The organism is Mesonia aquimarina (assembly GCF_003667275.1).
Classification (GTDB): Bacteria; Bacteroidota; Bacteroidia; order Flavobacteriales; family Flavobacteriaceae; genus Mesonia; species Mesonia aquimarina.
In genome coordinates, this window is sequence record NZ_RCNV01000003.1 from 40,129 (window position 1) to 63,206 (window position 23,078).

Consider the following 23,078-nt stretch of genomic DNA (forward strand, 5'->3'; position numbering starts at 1 on the left):
AATAAAATTTATTTTTCTATTATCTGTAAAAGCCTTATATCTTTTCTTTAAACTTAAATGTTGTGAAAATTTTCTTAACTTTAAAAAGATAATTTTTCAATATGATTGAATGAAAAGATTTATACTTACATTTTTTTTATTACTCCTTTCTTTAAATTACCTATATAGCCAAGATGATCAAGAACTTTCTCTTTATAATCAGTTTAATGGAAATTATGATTATACTGCTATTGGAAACACAATGAATACCGCTGAAAATGAAACTAGTTCAGTTTGTGAAATACAAACCCAAAATTCAGCAAATTTAAACTTATCAGCTAACCAAAATATTACTGCTGCATATCTTTATTGGGCAGGGTCAGGAGAAGGAGATTTAAGTGTAAATTTAAATGATCAAGAAATTGAAGCTGAAAGAACATTTTTATATTATTTATCCATTACAAAAAGTTATTTTGCCGCTTTTGCTGATGTGACTGATCTTGTTACAGCAAACGGAAATGGAGAATATACACTTTCAGAATTTGATTTAACAGAAGTTATCACTACTGGTTATTGTGCAGGAGGAATTAATTTTGGCGGTTGGACAATAATTGTAGTTTATGAAGACAACTCTCTACCTTTAAATCAAGTAAATATTTATGACGGCTTTGAGTTGGTTCATTCAGGCAATACATCAGTAACTATTGATTTAGAAAACTTAAACGTAATTGATAACGAAGGAGCTAAAATTGGTTTTCTTGCTTGGGAAGGCGATAGTTCTTTAAATGTAGATGAAACACTTACCATCAACGGAAATGTCCTTAGTAACTCTATAAACCCTCCTAATAATGCTTTTAACGGAACTAACACCTTCACTAATAGTACTGATTTCTATAATATGGATTTAGATGTATATGACATTGAAGATTATATTTCACCTGGTGATAATTCCGCACAAATAATTTTAAATTCTGGTGATGGAGAACAAACAAGTGATATTGTTGCTATAAATAATATAGTGACAGTCTTAAATAGTCAATTACCAAATCCAAGCCCAGAAATTGATGATGTTTTAGTTGAATGTAATTCTAGAGAAATTGAGGTAGATTATACTATTTATAACACCAATGCGACTGACTTTTTACCTGCTAATACCTTAATCAGTTTTTTTGCAAATAATCAACTGATAGGCCAAACCAACACTCAAAACGACATTCCGATTGATGGTTCTGAAAACGGACAAATCACCCTACAAATTCCTGCTAATATTCCCGATAACTTTAACTTGAATATGTCGGTGAATATTGATGGAAATGGTGATCCGATTATTACGGAAATTAATCCTTCTAATAATTTTGATGATCTACAAGTACAATTATTAGATATTTATATTGAAAATCCGCCCGAAGATATAGAACAATGTGATGATCTAACTAATGATGGAGTCGCTTTCTTTGATCTGACCGTTAATGAAAATCTAGCCATCGGTAATCAAACCAATGTAGAGGTAAGTTTTCATCATAGTCAAACCGATGCAGAAAATAATATTGATCCAATTGATGATCCCAGCAATTACGAAAATCAAAATGTTCCAGAAGGAATCTATCTACGATTAACTTCTACTATTGATTCCGATTGTTATATTATTGAGTCCTTTATCTTGGATATCTTCTTCACTCCTGTGGCTGAACAACCTGAGGATTTAGAAGTTTGTAATGAAAATCCAGAGGGTAAAAACGCTACATTCAATTTAACTGAAAATAACCCCATCATAATTGATAATCAACCTAATTCTTCTGTGCGATTTTACACTTCAGAAATTGATGCAGAAAACAATAAAAACAGCATTGTAAATCCAACAGATTTTCAAAACACCACAAGTCCTCAGAGAATTTATGTGCGTTTATTTAATGCAAATCATCCAGAGTGTTTTACCACAACCAGTTTTTTAATTGATGTAAAAGATGTAAATGTAAGTAGCATTGACGGTTTTTTAAATTGTGATGAAGGATTTGATCAAGCTTTTTCCGATTTAACCGAAATTGAACAACAACTAAATTTATCAGCTTCAGAAGAAATTATAGGCTTTTACACTTCCTTAGAATACGCCTTTACCAATACAAATGCTATTACAAATTCCAGTAACTATAAAAATCAACAAAACCCTCAAAAAATTTACATTCGAGTAGATGATCTTAGTTCGGACGATTGTTACCGCGTAATTAGTTTTAATCTTTCTATAGAAAATTGCCCTCCATTTATTCCGGAAGCTTTTTCTCCCAATAATGACGGAGTAAATGACACTTTTGAAATTAGTGGATTATACGACATCTTCGAAAATTTTAACCTTAAAATTTATTCTAGATACGGAAACCTTATTTACGAAGCCAACAACACAATCCCCGCTTGGGACGGAACCAGTAATCGAGGTGTTTGGAATCAAGGAAAAGAGCTTCCCACGGGTACCTATTATTATATTTTAAATCTAAACGATCCGAATTTTAAAGTCTATAAAAGTTGGGTCTATTTGCATAGATAGATTTTAAGTAATTTACTCAAGATAATTTAAGGGACATTTTACATAATTATACTGGGAATTCTGTAATTTTAAAACTTGAAAAACAGTTTTTTATAACTGTAAATCAAAGAAAGAAATTGCATGAAATTTTCAATAAACTCTTCATTTAAACCAACTGGCGACCAACCGGAAGCAATTAGACAATTGGTTGAAGGAATTACTACCGAAGAAAAACACCAAACTTTATTGGGTGTTACGGGATCAGGAAAAACTTTTACAATGGCTAATGTTATTGAAAAAGTTGAACGACCGACTTTAGTTTTAGCTCATAATAAAACCTTAGCGGCACAATTATACAACGAGTTTAAAACATTCTTTCCTGATAATGCTGTAGAATATTTTGTTTCTTACTACGATTATTATCAGCCCGAAGCTTATATTCCTACTTCAGGAACATACATTGAAAAAGATTTATCTATTAATGATGAAATTGAAAAGCTTCGGCTTAGCACTACCTCTTCTCTACTCTCTGGACGTCGTGATATTATTGTGGTTGCTTCAGTGAGTTGCTTATACGGAATTGGAAACCCGGTAGAGTTTCAAAAAAATGTTATTTCAATTAAACGTGATCAAGAAATTTCACGAACAAAGTTACTACAACGCTTAGTACAAAGTTTATATTCAAGAACAGAAGCTGAGTTTCATCACGGTAATTTCAGAATAAAAGGTGATACGGTAGATGTTTTTCCGGGTTATGCAGATGATGCTTTCAGAATTCATTTTTTTGGTGATGAAATTGAAGAAATCGAAGCTTTTGATCCGCAAACTAATGAAGTTTTAGAAAAATACGATCGTCTAAATATTTACCCCGCAAACATGTTTGTTACATCTCCAGATGTATTGAATAATGCTATTGACCAAATTACATTAGATTTAGGAAAACAGATAAATTATTTTAAGGATATTGCTAAACCTTTAGAAGCAAAACGTCTTGAAGAACGAACCAATTTTGATCTTGAAATGATTAAAGAATTAGGCTATTGTTCTGGAATAGAAAATTATTCGCGTTACTTAGATGGTAGAAAACCCGGGAGTCGACCTTTCTGTTTGCTTGATTATTTTCCAGATGATTTTTTAATGATTGTTGATGAAAGTCATGTAACTATTCCACAAGTTGGCGCAATGTATGGAGGCGACCGTTCTCGAAAGGAAAACTTGGTAGAATATGGATTTAGACTTCCTGCCGCAATGGACAACCGCCCATTAAAGTTTGAAGAATTTGAAACGCTGCAAAACCAAGTAGTTTATGTAAGCGCAACACCAGCAGATTACGAACTTCAGCAAAGTGGTGGTGTTTATGTAGAGCAAGTTATTAGACCAACAGGATTGTTAGATCCGGTAATTGAGGTGAGACCAAGTTTAAATCAAATAGATGATTTAATTGAAGAAATTCAAGTGCGAGTAGAAAAAGATCAGCGAACTTTGGTTACTACGTTAACCAAAAGAATGGCGGAAGAACTCACCAAATATTTAAGCAGAATAGATATTCGTTGCCGCTATATTCATAGCGATATTGATACTTTGGAGCGCGTTGAAATTATGCAAGATTTACGTCGCGGATTATTTGATGTTTTAGTAGGTGTAAATTTATTACGTGAAGGTTTAGATTTACCTGAAGTTTCTTTGGTAGCAATTTTAGATGCCGATAAAGAAGGATTTCTAAGAAGCAATCGTTCGCTTACGCAAACTATTGGAAGAGCTGCACGACATCTAGAAGGAAAAGCGATTATGTATGCTGATAAAATTACAAATAGCATGCAAAAGACAATTGATGAAACCGAATATAGACGTGAAAAGCAAATTGCTTATAATAAGAAACATAATATAACGCCAACTGCTTTAAATAAATCTTTAGATAATACACTCGCCGGAAAAAAACCGGAACCTTATACTTTTGAAGCAGCTCCAAGTCTACAAGCTGCTGAAGACGAAGTTACTTATTATAACGAAAATCAACTAGAAGATAGAATTCGAGAAATACGGAAACAGATGGAAAAAGCTGCTAAAGATCTTGATTTTATGGCGGCTGCAAAATTTAGAGATGAATTAAAAATGCTTCAAGAAAAACTGAAGGAGAAAAAAGTATAAAAATAGCCCGAAAAAATCGGGCTACTTTTTTAACTAATCAAATTTAATTCACCTATGAAATTTCAATCATTCGTTTAGCTTGTACTTTTGCTTCTTCCTTTTTTGGAAGTGTGATTAACAAAACTCCATTTTCATAAGAAGCAGAAATTTTAGTATTATCTATAAATTCTGGTAGACTAAATGCTCTCTTAAAAGTACTGTAGCTAAATTCTCTACGAGTGAATTTTCCATTTTCTTCATCCTTTTTTTCTTTTTTTTCTTCAGAAGAAATAGTTAGTACATCATTATCTAACTCAATATCAAAATCTTCTTTTGTTTTTCCCGGTGCAGCTACTTCAACTGAAAAATTATCATCACTTTCTTTAATATTTACTGCCGGAATACTCACGCCAATATTATTTACATTAGATGTACCGCCCAACCAATCTGTTTTAAACATATCATCAAAAATTGAAGGTAACCAATTGTCTGCTGTTGTTCTTTTTACTAAGCTCATAATTTTATGTTTTAAAGTTATTTATTCAAATTTTCATCTTCATAAAATCAAATTAAGTACCATTAATTAAAATATGACTTTTTGTCTTGTTTTAATGAAAAGATAGTGACTTTTTGTCGTTAAGTAAATAATAAACTTTTGTTAAGCCTAGCAAAAGCATCAATTTAAAAGTTACTTTAGTGAGATAAGTTTAAAATTTTCATGAAAGCACTTTACAATAAATTATCAAGCTTTTTCCATACAGTGGAAGGGAAAATTGCTTTTTATCCTGCTTTATTAAGTTTTATAGGCTTCAATTTTGCTATGGTCATGCTCTATTTAGAAAAGCAAGGAATCTCAGCTTTTATAGTAGAACATGTTCCAGAATTAGTCATAAATAATCCTGACACTGCAAAAACCTTATTAAGTTTTTTAACCGGAGGAATTATTTCTATAATGGTATTTAGTTTCTCCATGGTAATGGTTCTACTAAATCAGGCTTCAAGTAATTTCTCACCACGTGTTTTACCGGGTTTAATTTCTAATAGAAATCATCAATATGTTTTAGGAATTTATCTTGCCACAATTCTCTATAATACGTTTACGTTAGTGGGAATTAATCCAAAAGAAGATGCAGAATATCAATTACCGGGTTTTTCTGTTCTTGTAGGAATTATTCTTACCGTGGTTTGTTTTGCCGCTTTTTTATATTTTATTCACAGTATTTCTCAAGCTATTCAAGTCAATAATATTTTAGATAATATATTCCGAAAAGCGAAAAATAGACTTGTACAGTTAGTTGAAAAAGAGAATAAAAACACTCCTAGTTTTCCTGAGACAGATGACTGGGTAAGTTATTATAGTACTGAAACCGGATATTTTCAGAAATTTGCGGCTAGCAATCTTATTGATTTATGTTTAGAACATGAGCTTCAGATAAAAATTCTCCCTATTCAAGGAGTTTTTGTATTAAAAGGAATTCCGATTATAAAAGTCAATAAAGAGATTGATGAAGAATTACAGAAAAAAATTCTATCCAATTTCAATTTTGCAAGAAGTGAATTTGTTGAAGATAATTACGCATTAGCTTTTAAGCAAATTACAGAAATAGGCATGAAAGCAATGTCTCCAGGAATTAATGATCCCGGAACTGCGATAAATACCATAGATTATTTAACTGAACTATTTGCGCTTCGTCTGCAAAAAAATGATGATAGTGTAATTACACAAGATGAAAAATCACTAATTTTTATTACAACGGTAAATTTTCCAGAACTTCTATATCAAGTTATGGTTTCCTATAGAACCTATTGCAAAAACGATATGTCCTGCATTCAAAAATTATTTATTATGCTGAAGTATTTATTACTTCAAAAAACAACTAATAAAAAATATCATAACGCTTTAATTGAAGAAGCTTCACTACTTTATGGAGACGTAAAAAATACTCTTACCAACAATACAGATTTAGCACGAGTAGAAAAGCTTTACAATTCTCTTCCTACCGAAAAACAATAAAATTTAATTCCGTAAATTTGAAGCTTACAAAAAAAACTATGGCTTTAAGTAACAACGATATTTTCAAAAAATTACGTGTCGCTCATAAATTACGAGACGACGATATTATTAAAATTTTTACTTTGGTAGATTTTAAAGTAACCAAAAGCGAATTGGGTTCAATTTTCAGAAAAGAAGACCACCCAAAATATGTAGAATGCGGCGATCAATTTTTACGAAATTTTTTAAACGGACTTATTATTCATCTGAGAGGTCCAATGCCTCCAAAAAAAAACAAACCAAAACAGAAAGAATAACCTTTTATGGATGAATTAGTAGTTAAGAAGAAAACACTTTCTAAAGAAAAGATAAATCAACTAAACCAAAAATATAACAAACTAAATTTACATCAAAGAATTAAAGCGCTCTACGATGATTTTGAAACTGAAGAGATTATGCTTACAAGCTCTTTTGCGGCAACTTCTGCGTTTTTATTAAAATTATTTTCTGATGTTAACAAAGATCAGAAAGTATTTTTTATAGACACCGGTTATCATTTTGATGAAACTATACACTATAAAAAAGAGCTTCAAAAAAAGTACGGGCTCAATGTGAAATCTATTAGCGCATTAAAAGAAGAACACGAGTTTACTACTAAAGATAAAACTTGGCAAAAAAATCCGGATTTCTGTTGCTCGATTAATAAAGTGCAGCCTTTAGAAACTATTAAAAAGAAGTATAACGTGTGGGTTTCTGGATTAATGGAATGGCAAAGTGACCATCGTGCATCTTTGAATATTTTTGAAGAACGCGGTGAAATTTTAAAATTCTATCCACTTTTAGACGTCAGCAAAAAAGAACGTGATGAGTATATTGAAAAGCACCAACTTCCCTTTCATCCATTAGTTTCAAAAGGATATCATTCTATTGGCTGTAAACACTGTACCGTTCCAGGAGAAGACCGAAGCGGAAGATGGAATAATAATCCAAAAACTGAATGTGGTTTGCATTTATAATAGACTTTTATAATAAGATATGATTCAAGCTTTATTTATCATGCTCGTTTTTGGCTCAACAATCATTTGGTTTTGGGCTATCATAGATATTACAAGATGTAGGTTTAAAAAACCTGGAATGAGAACTGTCTGGCTTTTTTCTGTACTATTTTTCCCTCTATTAGGCTCCATTTTATATTTTATTTTGAAGAAAAAATACACAACAAAGAAGCCAAGAAAGTTTCAGCCAAATTTTCATCGAATTACTGAAAAAGCAATGTAATCTTCATGAACAAATAAAAAAAGCCGTTCAAAAATTTTGAACGGCTTTTTTATATATTAAAACTGAAAACTTTTTATGACAGTACTTTTTGTACTTTATCTGCTGCTTCTTTAAATTGAACAGCACTTTCAACATTAAGTCCGCTGTTATCAATTAACTCTTTTGCAACATCTGCATTAGTTCCTTGTAAACGAACAATAATTGGCACATTAATAGCATCGCCCATATTTTTATAAGCATCTACAACTCCTTGCGCTACACGATCGCAACGAACAATACCTCCAAAAATATTAATTAGGATAGCTTCAACTTTATCGTCTTTTAAAATTAAACGAAAAGCTTCTTCAACACGTTTAGCATCTGCAGTACCTCCAACGTCTAAGAAATTTGCTGGCTCTCCACCGGCGTGTTTAATTAAATCCATTGTTGCCATTGCAAGCCCAGCTCCATTTACCATACAACCAACATTTCCGTCAAGATCTACATAGCTTAAGCCAGCTTTTCTTGCTTCAACTTCTGTTGCATTTTCTTCACGCTCATCACGCATTGCTGCGTAGTCTTTGTGACGGAATAAAGCATTATCATCTAAAGTAACTTTAGCATCTACTGCCATTATTTTATCGTCACTGGTTTTTAAAACCGGGTTAATTTCAAATAAAGAAGAATCAGATTTTTCGTAAGCTGTATATAAAGCAGTAACAAATTTTGTCATCTCCTTAAATGCCGCTCCAGATAAACCTAAATTAAATGCAACTTTTCTTGCTTGAAAAGGTAAGATTCCTGTTCCCGGATCTATCTCTTCTGTAAAAATTAAATGAGGAGTTTCTTCGGCAACAGTTTCAATATCCATTCCACCTTCGGTAGAATACATAATCATATTTTTTCCTGTAGAACGATTTAATAAAACCGACATGTAATATTCTTCAGGCTCGCTGTCTCCAGGATAGTATACATCTTCTGTAATTAATACCTGATTAACTTTTTTACCTTCAGCAGAAGTTTGCGGAGTTACCAATTGCATACCAATAATCTCATTAGCAATCTTTTCTACTTCTTGTAGGTTTTTGGCTAATTTTACACCACCACCTTTTCCGCGTCCACCAGCATGAACCTGGGCTTTAACTACGTGCCATCCAGTTCCGGTTTCTTCGGTTAATTTCTTTGCTGCTTCTACAGCTTCTTCAGCAGTGTTTGCTACAATTCCTCGTTGAATTCTAACGCCAAAGCTATTTAATATTTCCTTTCCTTGATATTCGTGTAAATTCATAATCAGGTTTTTCTTCTAGTTTTAGAACGACAAAAGTAAGAAATGTAAAAGTTAGTACCAATATTTTTTTACCAAAGAAAACTTAAAAGCTTTATCATTAGTTTTTTGAAGTTATTTTTTAATTTTTTATTTATACTATATTTGTCCATCATGAATGGAATCAAACAAAAAGACCTCATTAAACTTGCTTATGCAAAAATGTATTTTGGTAAATATAAAGATTGGTACTTGACCGATATCCCTGAACCATATTACATTTGGTTTCAACAAAAAGGATTTCCTCCGGGAAAAACTGGAGAACAAATGAAAGCCATGCTTGAACTGAAAATAAATGGTTTAGAAGGCCTTTTAAAGAAGATTAGAAAAACATATCCAGCTCCTCAAAAATAAACTTTTCATATTTCTTCTACAATTTATAGGATTTGCCGCTGAAAATAAATTGTTATTTGTACTTTTGCGCTCCGTATAGACAATAATAAAAAGGACCCAAAAAATGGCCAATACCAAGTACATTTTTGTTACAGGTGGTGTTTCTTCGTCTCTCGGGAAAGGAATTATCGCAGCTTCATTAGCAAAACTTCTTCAAGCGCGTGGTTATAAAACCACCATTCAGAAATTAGATCCATATATAAATGTAGATCCTGGAACGCTAAACCCTTATGAACATGGAGAGTGTTTTGTAACGGAAGATGGTGCAGAAACAGATTTGGATCTTGGACATTATGAGCGCTTTTTAAATGTAAATACATCGCAAGCCAACAACGTTACTACCGGTAGAATTTACCAAAGTGTTATTGAAAAAGAACGCCGCGGTGAATTTTTAGGTAAAACGGTACAAGTTGTTCCGCATATTACCAACGAAATTAAAGAACGAATCCAAATTTTAGGAAGAAGTGGCGATTATGATATTGTTATTACTGAAATTGGGGGAACCGTTGGTGATATTGAATCTTTACCTTATATAGAATCTGTTAGACAATTAAAATGGGAATTAGGCGAAGACAACGCTTTAGTTATTCATTTAACCTTGGTTCCATATTTATCTGCTGCTAAAGAATTAAAAACAAAACCAACTCAGCATAGTGTAAAAACTTTAATGGAAAGTGGTATTAGTGCTGATATCTTGGTTTGTAGAACAGAACACGAACTGAGTCAAGATTTACGTGAAAAACTTGCATTATTCTGCAACGTAAAAAAGGAAGCCGTAATTCAGTCTATTGATGCTTCTACTATTTACGATGTACCAAACCACATGCTAAAAGAAGGTTTAGATACTATAACCTTAAAAAAATTAGCACTTCCAGATGAAGATAAACCAGATCTTACACAGTGGAATGCTTTTTTAGAGCGTCATAAAAACCCGAAAGCTGAAGTAACAATTGGTCTCGTTGGAAAATATGTAGAATTACAAGATTCTTACAAATCAATTTTAGAAAGCTTTATTCACGCAGGAGCAGAAAATGAAGTAAAAGTAAATATCCGCAGTATTCATTCTGAGTTTATAAATGCAAAAAATGCTGATCCTAAGATTGAAGATTTAGACGGTATTTTAGTAGCACCAGGTTTTGGAGAACGCGGAATCAAAGGAAAAATTGCAGCCGTAAATTACGCTAGAGAAAATAACTTACCATTTTTTGGTATCTGTTTAGGAATGCAAATGGCAGTTATAGAATACGCCAGAAACGTCTTAAAAATTGAAGATGCCAATTCTACCGAAATGGACGACGGTACCGAAAACCCAGTGATTGACATTATGGAAAGTCAAAAAAATATCACGCAAATGGGAGGCACTATGCGTCTTGGCGCTTGGGATTGCGATCTAAAAGAAGGTAGCTTAATTCATAAAGTTTACGGAAAAACTACTATTAGCGAACGTCATAGACATCGTTATGAATACAATAGTAAATACCAAGAACAATTAGAGAAAGCCGGTATGATGAGCTCTGGTATAAATCCACAAACCGGATTGGTAGAAGCAGTAGAAATCCCTTCTCACCCTTGGTTTGTTGGGGTTCAATATCATCCTGAATATAAAAGTACCGTAGCTACACCGCATCCTTTATTTATTGGTTTTGTAAAAGCGGCTAAAGAATTTTCAAAAAAACGAGCAAAAAAATAAATGCCAACTTGGCACAAAAAATAGTCTGGTGATGTTTTTGACATCACTTTTCTATTCATAAGAAAACAGTGCACTAGATTATTATATATGGAAAACAAAAAATTAGATCTTAATTCTATAATCGGTTTTGTATTGATTGCCGCTATTTTAGCTTGGATGTTATATAACAGTCAAGAAAATCAGCCGCAAGAAAATGAAAACCTAGATGCTAAAAATAATACTGAACAAATTGATGCAGAGCTTCAAAAAACAACTTCTACAAGTGTAGAGGAAAATAATGTTTCTGGAAATGACTCGCTTCAATTAGCTAAAGCACAATCAGAATTAGGTGCTTTTGGTTACTCAGCAACGCTTCCTTCGGCAAAAGAAAACACCACTACCCTAGAAAATGATGTTTTAAAATTAGTCATCAGTAATAAAGGTGGACAAATTGTTGAAGCGCGTTTAAAGAAGTTTAAGACTTACGATTCTATTCCGGTTTATCTTATTAAAGATCAAAATGCTTCGTTCAATATCAATTTTACAACTAATGATAACCGAACGCTAAACACTAAAGATCTTTATTTTGAACCTTCGCTTACAGAAAACGGAAATGCACTTTCTATGAAGTTGAAAGTAGCAGAAGATGAATATTTAGAATATTATTATAAGCTGGAGCCAAACGATTATATGGTTGACTTTCAACTGCGTTCACAAGGTTTAAACGGTGTTATTAGTCAAAATAATAAAATTAATTTAGACTGGCGCATTAAGGGATATCGCCACGCTAAAAGTATTACCTATGAAAATAAATATACTGAAATTTTATGGGAATATGAAAGTGATAAAGTAGATTATACCGGTGGAAGTGAATTAGACGAGGACAGCGATGAAGAAATAAGCTGGGTGGCTTTTAAACAACATTTTTTCACTTCAGTATTATTAACAGATTCACCTTTTGAACGCGGTACATTTATTTCTAAAAACTTGGTTGAAGATGAAGAAATTGATACCGTTTATACCAAAGAATTTGCAACTACCCTTCCTTTGAAATTAAAAGGAGGTGAAATAAACGAAAGTCTAGATTGGTATTACGGACCAACCGATTATAAAGTCCTAAATGAGTATGAGCGAAATTTAGATGAAATTGTTCCTTTAGGTTGGGGTATTTTTGGCTGGATTAACGAGTTTTTCATCATTCCTTTTTATAACTTATTAAGCGGATTTTTACCCGCAGGAATTGCAATTATTTTCTTAACTATTTCAATTAAAATATTGCTTTCTCCTGTACAATACAAGCAATATGTATCACAAGCAAAAATGAAGGTGCTTCGTCCAGAGATTAATGAGCTGAACGAAAAGTACAAAGATAATGCTATGAAAAAGCAGCAAGAAACTATGAAGCTGTACAGCAAAGCTGGAGCAAGTCCTATGAGTGGTTGTATTCCTGCTTTGGCACAGATTCCTGTTTTTTATGCACTGTTCAATTTTTTCCCAAGTGCGTTTGATATTCGACAAAAAAGCTTCCTTTGGGCAGACGATTTATCAAGTTATGATGTAATTGCTGAATTGCCGTTTCATATTCCTTTCTATGGAGATCACGTGAGTTTATTTCCTATTTTGGCCTCTATTGCTATCTTTATTTATATGACGATGACAACGGGACAAAATATGCAAACAAGCCAACCGGGAATGCCGAATATGAAATTTATCATGTATCTTTCTCCTTTATTTATGCTGGTTTTTTTCAATAATTTTGCCAGTGGTTTATCTTTATATTATTTTACCTCTAACTTAATTACCATTGGTATTATGTTGATGATTAAAAACTTTATTATTGATGAAGATAAAATTCATGCAAAAATTGAAGCCAATAAAAAGAAACCTAAGAAAAAAGGGAAGTTTGCTAAAAAATTCCAAGAAATGATGGATGAAGCTGAAAAGCAAAAAAATGCTAAAAAGTAAATTTATTCCTTATAGAATTTAATAAAAAAAGCTCCAGAAAATTCTGGAGCTTTTTTTTATTTCAAGTAAATTCTAATTTAATTTCTATTATTCCATGCAGTACCAAAAACTATATACCAACCAAAATCATTATTAGACCAAGCAACATCTACACCTGCTCTTAGCTTAAATTTTCGTGCTAATAAATACCGAAAACCAGTACCGTAATTATATACTAATTTAGATTCATCAAAACTTATATTCTCTGTAGGAGCTTTTGCCAGTCCTCCAAAAAACACACTACTCCATCTTGGTTTCCAATCATAACGTTGTTCTGTTTCAAGAACATAGGTTTGTTTGCCCTGATACTTTGCTAAAGGAACCCCTCTAAGGTTAATGGCCGGTTTCATAAAAAATGGAGCTTCACCAAATTGCAAATTACTTTCAAAACGAAATCCTGAAACCCATTTTGGAGTAAATTGAAAATACTGGAAAACTCCAACATGAACATTCTCAAAATTATAATCACTTCCTGTCCATTTCTCACTTACTCTAAAATCTGATGTAATATACAATCCTTTATTAGGTGTAAAAACATTATCGCGCTTATCATATTCTAAATTAACACCCAAACTACTTATGTTGTCTGTAAAATCAACACGATCTTCAAAATCAGGAAAACGTGTTTGTTCAAAATCCGGATTAATTTTATTATATAAGTAAAAATACTCAAGTCCTAAGTACAGTTCTGTTTGTGCAATTTGTCTTAACAATACGGCAAACGCGCCAGAAATATTAAAATTAAATCCAAAATCTTTTTCTCCTACTACGGGCAGCTCTCTATAAAAATTCATGTTTACATTTCCATGGACAACGCCTACTCTATATTTTAAATGATGTTTAGGTAAAGAAGCTATACGGATGGCGCCAAAACCCCAAGTTTTATTTGCAGTGTAACCTACAAAACCCATGGTTATATCTGGAGGTATATATTTTTCTTCTTCAGCTTTATTAGGTTTTATAAAAATTGGCGTAAAAACAACACCTAAATCTCCTAAAGCTGGTTCTGTAATAAGTTGAGCTACCGGTAAAAAACCATTATAGTCGATTAAAAAACTGCTCATATCAAATTTACCATCGACTGGATCTTTAAAAACTTTAAGATTAAATTTTGAAGGTGAAGTTTTTATTGAATCATTTTGTGCGGAAATTATTATAGGAATTAAAAAAATAAAGATTGTTAAGTAAACAAGCGTTTTACTTTTAAAAGTTGGTAAGTAAGTTATTTTGCACCTCAAAACTTAACATTTAGTAAAACCTTTCTCATAAGTTAAACAACATTAAAAATGTTATGAAGAAACAAATAACAATACTATTTTAAAGTCGTATAAACACCTATAAACCTAAGGTTTAAACATGTAACTACTTCCCTAAGATACAATTTTATAAAATAAAAATAAAGCTTTTGTTCATAAGCTATTTATTTAGGGTAACAAAACACTTTTTAAACCGTGTAAAATTCCATTAGTCGCTTGTCCATTTAAAGGAGAAATTTTAGCAGATCGACTATTCATATCAACTAAGGTGGAATCTGATGCATTTAATTGTACTGTAGCACCTAAACTTTCTAAACTTGTATTGGTGAAATTATCACTAATTAAACTAGTTTCTTTTATGATGTGCAGATTTAAAATATTGGTTAAACTATCTTGTGGAATAGTGGCTAAATCTGCCGTTTGATTATCTGGATATAATTCCAATAAAAGTTCTTCAAACGCATTATCATCAGGACCAAAAACAGTGTATGGAGCTTCAGTAGCACCTATATCTTCTTCACTTAACCGATCTATATAATTCTGCATGGCTTGATCATCTCTATTAAGTGCTTCTGTAAAAGTATTCATATTTGAATTAGCACCTATAAAAGTTGCTAAACTTGGTAATTCAACTATATTATCTGTTACATGAATTACGCCATTTATCGCTACAATATCAGGAATTACAACTTGTGCAGATCCATTAACAATTAAACCTAATTGTGTATTAAAATATGCATCAATAGGATTATCATTTCCGGTATAATTTTCTGTTGCTTGCGTTGCGCCGAAACCGGTTTCAAAATCGGTTGAAATTTGCAAACCTTCCAAAAAATGATTGCGATAAATATTATCTAAACGATCAACATCATTCGAAGTATTCTGTAAAAAATCATCTATCGCATTTTGATTTGGCACAAAAATGCTAGTATAAGTTGATGTATCGGTTAAAATAGTTTCAAAATCAGTGGTGATATCAGCTTCTGTAATAGCATTATAAAAAGTGGTCAGATTTTCGTCGGCAAGCAAAAATGTTTTTAAATTAGGTTGTTTTAGTACTTTATCAATTTCATGAAAAACACCATTATCAACTTCAATATCGGCATTGGTTATTTTTGTTTCACCGTTAAAAATAGGCTCATCTATAGCGTCAACAAATAGACTCATATTTATGGTTACACTATCATTTACCGGAACGGTAGCTAAAGTTTTTAAATAACCAGTAGAAAAATTATCCTTAAAATTTAAACTTTCTAAAAGATGATTAGAAACCAATTGTAATGCTTGTTCTTGAGACATATCGCCAATACTATCAAACTGGGTTTCTTGCAAGAAAACTTCCATAGCGGTATTTGGTGGCGCAAAAAAAGTATAGGTCCCGGCATTACCATTTAGTCGTCCATTTAAACCTGCCTGATCTACCGCTTGAGCAAATAATGAATATTGGTCATTATTATTTAAATAATCAACAATAGAGTTAGTTCCTTCAATTACATTCCCATTATCATCATCGTCAGAACATGCCAAAAAAACAAAAAGCGGTAAGATTATTGCCAGAAAAGTTATGCGTTTTAAAATAAATTTCATCATTTAGTGTTTTATTTGCTAAAATAAAGCTTAAATCAACAGATTAAAAAATTAAACTCCATGTTTCTACAAAAACTAAACGGCTTCTTTTTATTATTTATTTTAATCACTTCGGCTAGTTTTTCTCAAACTGAAAAAACCAATCAGTTTGATAATCAAGGAAAACGCCACGGAAAATGGATGAAAAAATATGAAGGCACAGATCAAATTCGCTACGAAGGTGAATTTAAACACGGACAAGAAATAGGAACTTTTAAGTTTTATAAGCCAAAAAGTAAAGATCAACCTACAGCTACCAAAACATATTTTTCTGATAAAGAAGGTATACTTGTAAAATTTTTTACTAAAAAAGGAGAACTCGTAAGTGAAGGAATGATGGAAAATAAAAAACGAGAAGGAACTTGGAAATATTACTTTAAAGATGGCGAGTTGATGATGAAAGAAACCTATAATAAAGACAAGCTAAACGGTTGGAAAATTGTTTATTTCCCAAATGGAGAAATAACAGAAAAAAAAGCTTTTAAAAATGGCGTTGCTCATGGTGAAAATTTTATTTATGCAAAAAATGGTCAACTAATTCAGTATTACAATTATAAAAACGGAAAATTAGACGGACCTACAAAAACCTATAATGCCAACGGAGAATTAATTTCTAAAGGAAATTACTCAAAAGGAAAACGTTCAGGAGAATGGCGCTATTATAATAATGACCAACTAAAAGAAATAGAAGAATATTAGAACGTAAGCAAAGGCTATAAACTGCGACAAATTCGTTAATTTTGCACCTACAAAAAATTAAAGTTGTGAGTAAAAAACGCGTGGTTGTTGGTTTAAGTGGCGGGGTAGATTCTAGTGTGACGGCCTATTTATTAAAAGAAAAAGGTTACGAAGTTATTGGTTTGTTTATGAAAAACTGGCACGATGACTCTGTTACTATTAGTGATGAATGCCCATGGCTAGACGACAGCAACGATGCGATGCTTGTTGCTGATAAATTAAATATTCCCTTTCAAACAGTAGATCTAAGTGAACAATACAAGGAGCGTATTGTAGACTATATGTTTAATGAATACGAACGTGGAAGGACTCCAAATCCAGATGTACTTTGTAATCGTGAAATTAAATTTGATGTTTTTATGAAAATTGCCCTTTCTCTGGGAGCAGATTTTGTAGCAACGGGTCATTATTGTAGAAAAGGAATTATAGAAAAAGATGGCAAAAAAATTTATCAATTATTAGCCGGAGAAGATAAAAATAAAGATCAATCCTATTTTTTATGTCAACTTTCTCAAGAGCAATTGTCAAAAACACTATTTCCTATTGGTGAACTTCAAAAAAGTGAAGTTAGAAAAATTGCTGCAGAACAAAATCTAGTAACTGCTGGTAAAAAAGATTCGCAAGGACTTTGCTTTATCGGAAAAGTTAGACTTCCAGATTTTCTTCAGCAAAAACTACAACCCAAAAAAGGTGAAATTGTAGAAATTCCTGCTGAAGAAAAAATGTATTCACAAAAAGCGGAAGAATTTTCTTCAACTCAAGAAAAACTAGAACAATTAAGTCAGAAATACAGCTATCAAAAAGAATTAGGAAAAAAAGTTGGTGTGCACAACGGAGCTCATTATTTTACAAAAGGACAACGTAAAGGCTTGGCTGTTGGCGGCACTCCCGAACCTCTTTTTGTAATTGAAACCGACGTAGAAAAAAATATTATTTACACAGGGCAAGGTAAAAACCATCCCGGACTTTTACGCCAAGGACTTTTTGTTCAGCAAGATGAAATTCATTGGGTGAGAGAAGATTTAGAGCTAGAAAACGATCAAGAATTAGAAGTCAGCGCCAGAATTCGTTACCGTCAACCTTTAGAAAAAGCTAAACTATATAAGACAGAATCCGGTTTGTACGTAATTTTTGAAAAACCACAAACTGCCATCACCGAAGGGCAATTTGTAGCTTGGTATCACGGCGAAGAATTACTAGGTTCTGGTGTAATTTCATAACTTTGGTTTCAATTTAAGATCAACTTCATGCAAAAAAATAGAATCACTTCTTTATTCAATATAAAATATCCACTAATTCAAGCCGGAATGATTTGGGCCAGCGGGTGGAAATTAGCTAGTGCTGTTAGTAATTCCGGTGGTTTAGGGATTATCGGTTCAGGTTCTATGTATCCTGAAATTTTTAGAGAACACGTTCAAAAATGCAAAAAAGCTACCGATAAACCATTTGGTGTAAATGTGCCGATGTTATATCCGGATCTCGATAAAATCATGGATATTATTATTGAAGAAGGAGTTGAAATTGTGTTTACTTCTGCGGGAAATCCAAAAACATGGACGCCAATTTTAAAAGAAAATGGAATTAAAGTTGTTCATGTTGTCAGTAGTGTAAAATTTGCCTTAAAAGCTGAAGCAGCTGGAGTAGACGCTGTGGTTGCCGAAGGTTTTGAAGCCGGCGGACATAATGGTAGGGAAGAAACAACTACATTTACTTTAATACCGATGGTAAAGGAGAAATTAAGCGTACCGCTTATTGCTGCCGGAGGTATTGCCAATGGAAATGGAATGTTAGCTGCAATGGTGTTAGGCGCCGATGCCGTACAAATTGGTAGTCGTTTTGTAGCTAGTAACGAGGCTTCTTCTCATCAAGCGTTCAAAGATTTAGTGGTAAATTCTCAAGAAGGTGATACGCAATTAACCTTAAAAGAATTGGCTCCCGTAAGAATGATTAAAAATAAATTCTTTGAAGATGTAGTAGAACTCTACAAGAAAAATCCATCTAAAGAAGAATTAATAGAATTATTAGGAAGAGCACGCGCTAAAAAAGGAATGTTTGAAGGCGATTTAGAAGAAGGCGAATTAGAAATAGGTCAAATAAGTGGACTCATCAATGAAATAAAACCCGCAGCAGAAATTGTTAACGAAATAATTTCTGATTTTGAAGCTGCAAAAAAAAGAGTTGCTGAGTTGTAGTTTTTTTTAATAATTAAAGATGAATCGACTATTAATAACTCTTTTAATAATTCCTCTTCTGAGTTTTTCTCAAACTCATTCTAACTGGAAAAAAGGTGATTTAAAAAACTATAAAGTTTATAAAGATTTAAAAATAGCTCTTGAAAATCCAGCTAAAGTTAAAATACTAGATTTAGGAGGTAAAAATCTTAAAAAAATACCTAAAGAAATTTCTCAATTCAAAAATCTTCGAGTTCTATTACTTGGTTGGAGACCAAAGACAGATTTAGATAGCAGTACTCATAAATTGGCAAAAAATATTGGTTGAGGTTAATTTGCATCTGGATCGAAAAAAAGGGACTGTATTGGAATATAATTATATAAAAAAATTACCTCCTGAGCTTTTCACCCTTAGTAAACTAGAATATCTGGAACTAGATTATAATCTAATTAAAGATTTACCTGATGAATTGGCTAATATAAAAAACCTAAAGCAAATTTCGCTCTATGGTAATTCAACTATTTTCAAAAACCATAAAATCGTAGAGAATATTGAATTAAAAATGCCAAGCTGTGAGTTTCTTACTTCGGATAATTATTTAAAAAATAAAGACAACAAAAAATAAAACATTAATTTTTTAAAAGCTCTAACACAAATTCTTGAAATAAAAATAAGAGGATGTCTAAAATGTCCATTTTTGTCAACCTGAACCTGATTCAGGTTCTCATACTAATTTGTATTTCGGCAAGATGATATTCTGAAATAAACTCAGAATGACTCTTTTTAATCTTTTTAGACAGCCTCTTGATATATTTTAGTTTATTTTCATTAAAATTCTGAACTTCCTAAAGAACCTAATAAAGCTGTTCCGCCGATAACGAAGAAGAAAAGAATATTTACAATAATTAAAATAAGGTAAAGTAATAACATGCCTTGTGCCCAATTTTTTCGGGTTTCGTTACCATCATTTCCAAAACCCCAAACAAGCAACATTATCAAGCCGATTAGCGGAATACTTGCCACAAAACCATATAAAGCCCATTTTTTTGGTGTTATTTTTTTCTGAGAAGCGTAATTTTCTTGAACTTCCATAAAATTTAGTTTTAGTTAGTAATAATCTAAAATACTAAAATTTAAAGTAAAAAGAGTATCGGTTTAATTGAAGTAAAATTAATCACTTAATTTTTGTTGAATTAAAAGTGACCATTTTTTTTGAGATTCCTTATTATTTCCGTGTTGTGTTTCTTTATCATATTTATTTTGAATCGCTTCACGTTCGTGTTCTATACGCTGATAGATTTTCTTCATGCGTTGTTTTATTTGGCTTATAGAACCAGAAGTATCAAAGCTTGACAATGCTTTTTCAAATTTCCGAGCTTGTAATTCAGAAATATCAAAATGTAATTGTTCGTGAGCTAATAAATATGGATTTGCTTTTCCTTTTTTTACCCAAGATTGATTTGGTAGAAAATAACTTTTTACATCAAATGAAAAATTTCTTCCATTTTCATCTTGATTAATCGACCAAGAAAAAGTAAACCCTGAATAGGTATTGGCATGATAAGGATCTGATGGATCCGGTTGTGCTTTAAAATCTTGCCAAGTTAATTTTGTAGTTGACCAATATAATTTTTCATCATTTTCTTGAGCTTGAATTACTGTAAATCCAAACAAAAAAATTAATATGAAAAATTGTTTAATCATTTGGATAATTAAAATGTATTAACTTTTCAATATTAGGATGTAAACTGTAAAAGACAGGGCAAGTAACGGCGGCTTTTTCTAAAATTGCTTTTGTTTTTTTATCAAATGCATTTACAAAATTCATCTGAATTTCAATCTTAGAAATTCGTCGCGGATTAGAAGCCATTGTTTTAGTGATTTCTGCCGTAGTCCCAATGATATTAACCTTTTTTTCTTCGGCTTTAATTCCCATAATTGTGAGCATACAATTTGCTAAAGCTGTAGCAACAGTATCGGTCGGAGAAAATGCTTCTCCTTTACCATTATTATCTATTGGGGCATCGGTAAAATAAGTAGAGTTACTTTGCAGGTGCGTATTTTCTATACGTAAATTCCCTTTGTAAATCGCTTTTGAAGTCATTTAGTTTAATACTTTTAATTCTAAATTCTTCTCGTATTGAATAAGAAAAACTGCATCATTAAAATAACCACCAATCATTTTTTTGTGATAATTAAAACGATTTTCAACATATTCAGTTGTGCCCTCACGCTCTATAGATTCGATTAAGTTTTCTGAAGTTGCCATGCGCAGTAACAAATCATACGTAATATCAAAACCTCTTACGGCATATTTGCTCGGTGTAATTCCGTAATTAGCTACATAGTTTTTAACAAATGAATCAATAGGTTCTTTACTATATTCTGCAGCTATAGAAGCGTAAGTAAATTTTAAATTACTTAAATATTGATTAGAAACCTCATCATCATAAGGTTCACTTTTATTTGAAGTAAATAACCTGATATCATATTCATCTACCAAAGAATTTAGATAGGAAGTTGCATTACTTATTAGCCCTAATTCATCTGATTCTAAAACGATCCAGTTTTCCTGTTCTTTAGATAAATTATTTATCAAATCTTCCCGCTGCAAATATTCTTTATTTTTTTGCTGAATAACCTTTGCTTCAGGAAAACGATACGAAAGTTTGTTACGTAAATACGTATGTTTCTGGTCGGTTAAAATAAGTATATTTTTTCCTTCCTTTAAACTATCAATATACGTCACTAGCGCTTTTTCCATTACAATAGAAGAAGGTCTAGTTTGAAATAAATTTTCTTCGCCTTCTAATTCTCCATTAGTTAAAGGAGATAAAACAGGAATTTTAAAAGGATTCAATTTTTTGGAAACTGCTTCTAAATTTGAACTTAATAACGGACCAATAACCGCATGATAATTTTGAAAGTTTTCCTCCGTTAAAAGCGACTCTATATGATTTTTACTTTGTTGTGTATCAAAAAATTTAGCTTTTACCGGAATTCCTAAATGCTCTACAGAATCTATTGCAGCAACCACTCCGCTATAAAAATCTAAAGAAATTCGTAAAATACGATCACTTTTAATCTGCTCTTTTTTATTTACACTATCTTTTTTAAACTCGTGTAAGTTAAAAGGTAACATTATTGCAATACGCTTTTCTGAAGTGTTTGTTATGTAATTCTCTAATTGAATTATACTAGTTTTTCCTACTTTCAGCGTATCACTTTCCATATAATCCGGTTTAGGGATTTTAAGTGTCATTCCTGCCTCTAAACCTTCTTTTGCTAATTGTGGATTTATTTGTTCAAGTGAATCTTTAGAAATTTGAAATTGTCTTGTTAAACTATAAAAAGTTTCTTTTGGTTTAACTTCATAAGTTAGAAAACCATCATTCTTTTCCTCCTTCTTTTCTTTTTTAGCTTTAGGGTTTTTCACATTTAATACTTGACCCGGTTTTAACGTTCCCATTTCAGGATTTAGGGCTTCAAGTTCTTCAACACTCATCCCGTATTGCTTAGCAATTCTATACTTCCCCTCTTTTGGTAGAACAATATGCTTTAAATTTTTAAAAGTAGAGTTTTGAACAGATTCATTAAAATTTACAACCTCTTTTTTATTGAAAATAGGAATACGAATTCTGTCTCCATTTCCTAATTCTTCTTCATATAAATAAGGATTGTATTTTTTTAAATCTTCAACACTAATATTATTATCCTTAGCAATGCTGTACAAAGTCCCCTTAGCTTCTACTTCGTACTCTTTGAAACGCAACACATTAGACCCCGAAACGCCGTCTGGTGTTTCTCCATAAGGAATCACTAAAACCGTTGCTAAAATATTTCCATTTTTAGCATCAGGATTTAGTTTGTAAATAGCAGCTTCGGTAACTTCGTATTTTTTTGCAATTTCTGCTATTGTTTCGCCTTGTTGAACGCGATGCGTTTTATAGTTTTGAGCCAAAACAATAGTTGAAAAGAAATTTACAACTACTAAGAAAACCAATATTTTTTTCATCTAGAAT

At 31.9% G+C, this 23,078-nt stretch carries 22 protein-coding genes; 14 read left to right on the forward strand and 8 right to left on the reverse strand.

From position 1 onward, the window contains the following. Nucleotides 1-109 precede the first annotated feature (109 nt). Together D9R05_RS05575 and uvrB are read left to right on the forward strand one after the other, a co-directional pair. On the forward strand, nucleotides 110-2,518 hold the full coding sequence (locus D9R05_RS05575) for a T9SS type B sorting domain-containing protein (protein WP_121666261.1): 2,409 nt from the start codon (nucleotides 110-112) through the stop codon (nucleotides 2,516-2,518). Between the two features lie 120 nt (nucleotides 2,519-2,638). Next, nucleotides 2,639-4,645, forward strand: a complete 2,007-nt coding sequence (gene uvrB / locus D9R05_RS05580) for an excinuclease ABC subunit UvrB (RefSeq protein WP_121666262.1) — start codon at nucleotides 2,639-2,641, stop codon at nucleotides 4,643-4,645. Nucleotides 4,646-4,697: 52 nt separating this feature from the next. Here the strand turns inward: uvrB and D9R05_RS05585 are convergent, their stop codons facing one another. Further along, on the reverse strand, nucleotides 4,698-5,141 hold the full coding sequence (locus D9R05_RS05585) for an Hsp20/alpha crystallin family protein (protein WP_121666263.1): 444 nt from the start codon (nucleotides 5,139-5,141) through the stop codon (nucleotides 4,698-4,700). A 201-nt stretch (nucleotides 5,142-5,342) separates the two neighbouring features. Here D9R05_RS05585 and D9R05_RS05590 point away from each other — a divergent pair, with 201 nt between their 5' ends. Genes D9R05_RS05590 through D9R05_RS05605 form a run of 4 tightly spaced genes read left to right on the forward strand, consistent with a single transcriptional unit; the run spans nucleotide 5,343 to nucleotide 7,895 of the window. Then, nucleotides 5,343-6,638, forward strand: a complete 1,296-nt coding sequence (locus D9R05_RS05590; protein ID WP_121666264.1) for a DUF2254 domain-containing protein — start codon at nucleotides 5,343-5,345, stop codon at nucleotides 6,636-6,638. Nucleotides 6,639-6,676: 38 nt separating this feature from the next. Continuing rightward, nucleotides 6,677-6,934, forward strand: coding sequence for a DUF1456 family protein (locus D9R05_RS05595; RefSeq protein ID WP_121666504.1), 258 nt, complete (start codon nucleotides 6,677-6,679; stop codon nucleotides 6,932-6,934). 6 nt (nucleotides 6,935-6,940) lie between these two features. Further along, nucleotides 6,941-7,633 (forward strand): phosphoadenylyl-sulfate reductase, encoded by a 693-nt coding sequence (locus tag D9R05_RS05600; protein WP_121666265.1) that lies wholly within the window; start codon nucleotides 6,941-6,943, stop codon nucleotides 7,631-7,633. 19 nt (nucleotides 7,634-7,652) lie between these two features. Continuing rightward, complete coding sequence (locus tag D9R05_RS05605) at nucleotides 7,653-7,895, forward strand: PLD nuclease N-terminal domain-containing protein (RefSeq protein WP_121666266.1); 243 nt, start codon at nucleotides 7,653-7,655, stop codon at nucleotides 7,893-7,895. 73 nt (nucleotides 7,896-7,968) lie between these two features. Here D9R05_RS05605 and sucC read toward each other — a convergent pair whose 3' ends face one another. Then, nucleotides 7,969-9,162, reverse strand: a complete 1,194-nt coding sequence (gene sucC / locus D9R05_RS05610; protein ID WP_121666267.1) for an ADP-forming succinate--CoA ligase subunit beta — start codon at nucleotides 9,160-9,162, stop codon at nucleotides 7,969-7,971. Between the two features lie 150 nt (nucleotides 9,163-9,312). Here sucC and D9R05_RS05615 point away from each other — a divergent pair, with 150 nt between their 5' ends. The 3 genes from D9R05_RS05615 (at nucleotide 9,313) to yidC (ending at nucleotide 13,225) form a co-directional block, all read left to right on the forward strand. Then, entirely contained in the window at nucleotides 9,313-9,552 is a 240-nt protein-coding gene (locus D9R05_RS05615) for a DUF3820 family protein (RefSeq protein ID WP_121666268.1), read from the forward strand. Between the two features lie 103 nt (nucleotides 9,553-9,655). Further along, the gene (locus D9R05_RS05620; protein ID WP_121666269.1) at nucleotides 9,656-11,281 is read left to right on the forward strand and encodes a CTP synthase; all 1,626 of its coding nucleotides are present in this window, start codon (nucleotides 9,656-9,658) and stop codon (nucleotides 11,279-11,281) included. An 87-nt stretch (nucleotides 11,282-11,368) separates the two neighbouring features. Further along, nucleotides 11,369-13,225 (forward strand): membrane protein insertase YidC, encoded by a 1,857-nt coding sequence (gene yidC, locus D9R05_RS05625; RefSeq protein ID WP_121666270.1) that lies wholly within the window; start codon nucleotides 11,369-11,371, stop codon nucleotides 13,223-13,225. A 77-nt stretch (nucleotides 13,226-13,302) separates the two neighbouring features. Here yidC and D9R05_RS05630 read toward each other — a convergent pair whose 3' ends face one another. Continuing rightward, a complete protein-coding gene (locus D9R05_RS05630) occupies nucleotides 13,303-14,328 on the reverse strand; it encodes a BamA/TamA family outer membrane protein (RefSeq protein ID WP_205589272.1) in 1,026 nt (341 codons plus the stop codon). Between the two features lie 360 nt (nucleotides 14,329-14,688). Further along, entirely contained in the window at nucleotides 14,689-16,107 is a 1,419-nt protein-coding gene (locus tag D9R05_RS05635) for a fasciclin domain-containing protein (RefSeq protein ID WP_162984911.1), read from the reverse strand. Nucleotides 16,108-16,167: 60 nt separating this feature from the next. Here D9R05_RS05635 and D9R05_RS05640 point away from each other — a divergent pair, with 60 nt between their 5' ends. The 5 genes from D9R05_RS05640 (at nucleotide 16,168) to D9R05_RS05660 (ending at nucleotide 19,681) form a co-directional block, all read left to right on the forward strand. Further along, on the forward strand, nucleotides 16,168-16,845 hold the full coding sequence (locus D9R05_RS05640; RefSeq protein WP_121666272.1) for a toxin-antitoxin system YwqK family antitoxin: 678 nt from the start codon (nucleotides 16,168-16,170) through the stop codon (nucleotides 16,843-16,845). 65 nt (nucleotides 16,846-16,910) lie between these two features. After that, complete coding sequence (gene mnmA, locus D9R05_RS05645; protein WP_121666506.1) at nucleotides 16,911-18,104, forward strand: tRNA 2-thiouridine(34) synthase MnmA; 1,194 nt, start codon at nucleotides 16,911-16,913, stop codon at nucleotides 18,102-18,104. Between the two features lie 27 nt (nucleotides 18,105-18,131). Then, on the forward strand, nucleotides 18,132-19,076 hold the full coding sequence (locus D9R05_RS05650; RefSeq protein WP_121666273.1) for an NAD(P)H-dependent flavin oxidoreductase: 945 nt from the start codon (nucleotides 18,132-18,134) through the stop codon (nucleotides 19,074-19,076). 19 nt (nucleotides 19,077-19,095) lie between these two features. Then, a complete protein-coding gene (locus D9R05_RS05655; protein ID WP_121666274.1) occupies nucleotides 19,096-19,383 on the forward strand; it encodes a hypothetical protein in 288 nt (95 codons plus the stop codon). A gap of 37 nt (nucleotides 19,384-19,420) precedes the next feature. Beyond that, nucleotides 19,421-19,681, forward strand: coding sequence for a leucine-rich repeat domain-containing protein (locus tag D9R05_RS05660; RefSeq protein ID WP_162984912.1), 261 nt, complete (start codon nucleotides 19,421-19,423; stop codon nucleotides 19,679-19,681). 203 nt (nucleotides 19,682-19,884) lie between these two features. Here the strand turns inward: D9R05_RS05660 and D9R05_RS05665 are convergent, their stop codons facing one another. From D9R05_RS05665 to D9R05_RS05680, 4 genes are all read right to left on the reverse strand, one after another. Next, nucleotides 19,885-20,148, reverse strand: coding sequence for a hypothetical protein (locus D9R05_RS05665; protein WP_121666276.1), 264 nt, complete (start codon nucleotides 20,146-20,148; stop codon nucleotides 19,885-19,887). 78 nt (nucleotides 20,149-20,226) lie between these two features. After that, nucleotides 20,227-20,760, reverse strand: a complete 534-nt coding sequence (locus D9R05_RS05670) for a DUF922 domain-containing protein (protein WP_121666277.1) — start codon at nucleotides 20,758-20,760, stop codon at nucleotides 20,227-20,229. Then, nucleotides 20,753-21,160: an OsmC family protein gene (locus D9R05_RS05675; RefSeq protein WP_121666278.1), complete on the reverse strand. Its 408-nt coding sequence runs from the start codon at nucleotides 21,158-21,160 to the stop codon at nucleotides 20,753-20,755. Before D9R05_RS05675 ends, D9R05_RS05670 begins: the two co-directional genes overlap by 8 nt. Beyond that, nucleotides 21,161-23,071, reverse strand: a complete 1,911-nt coding sequence (locus D9R05_RS05680) for a PBP1 and LysM peptidoglycan-binding domain-containing protein (protein ID WP_121666279.1) — start codon at nucleotides 23,069-23,071, stop codon at nucleotides 21,161-21,163. It abuts the gene before it with no gap. Between the last annotated feature and the right edge of the window lie 7 nt (nucleotides 23,072-23,078).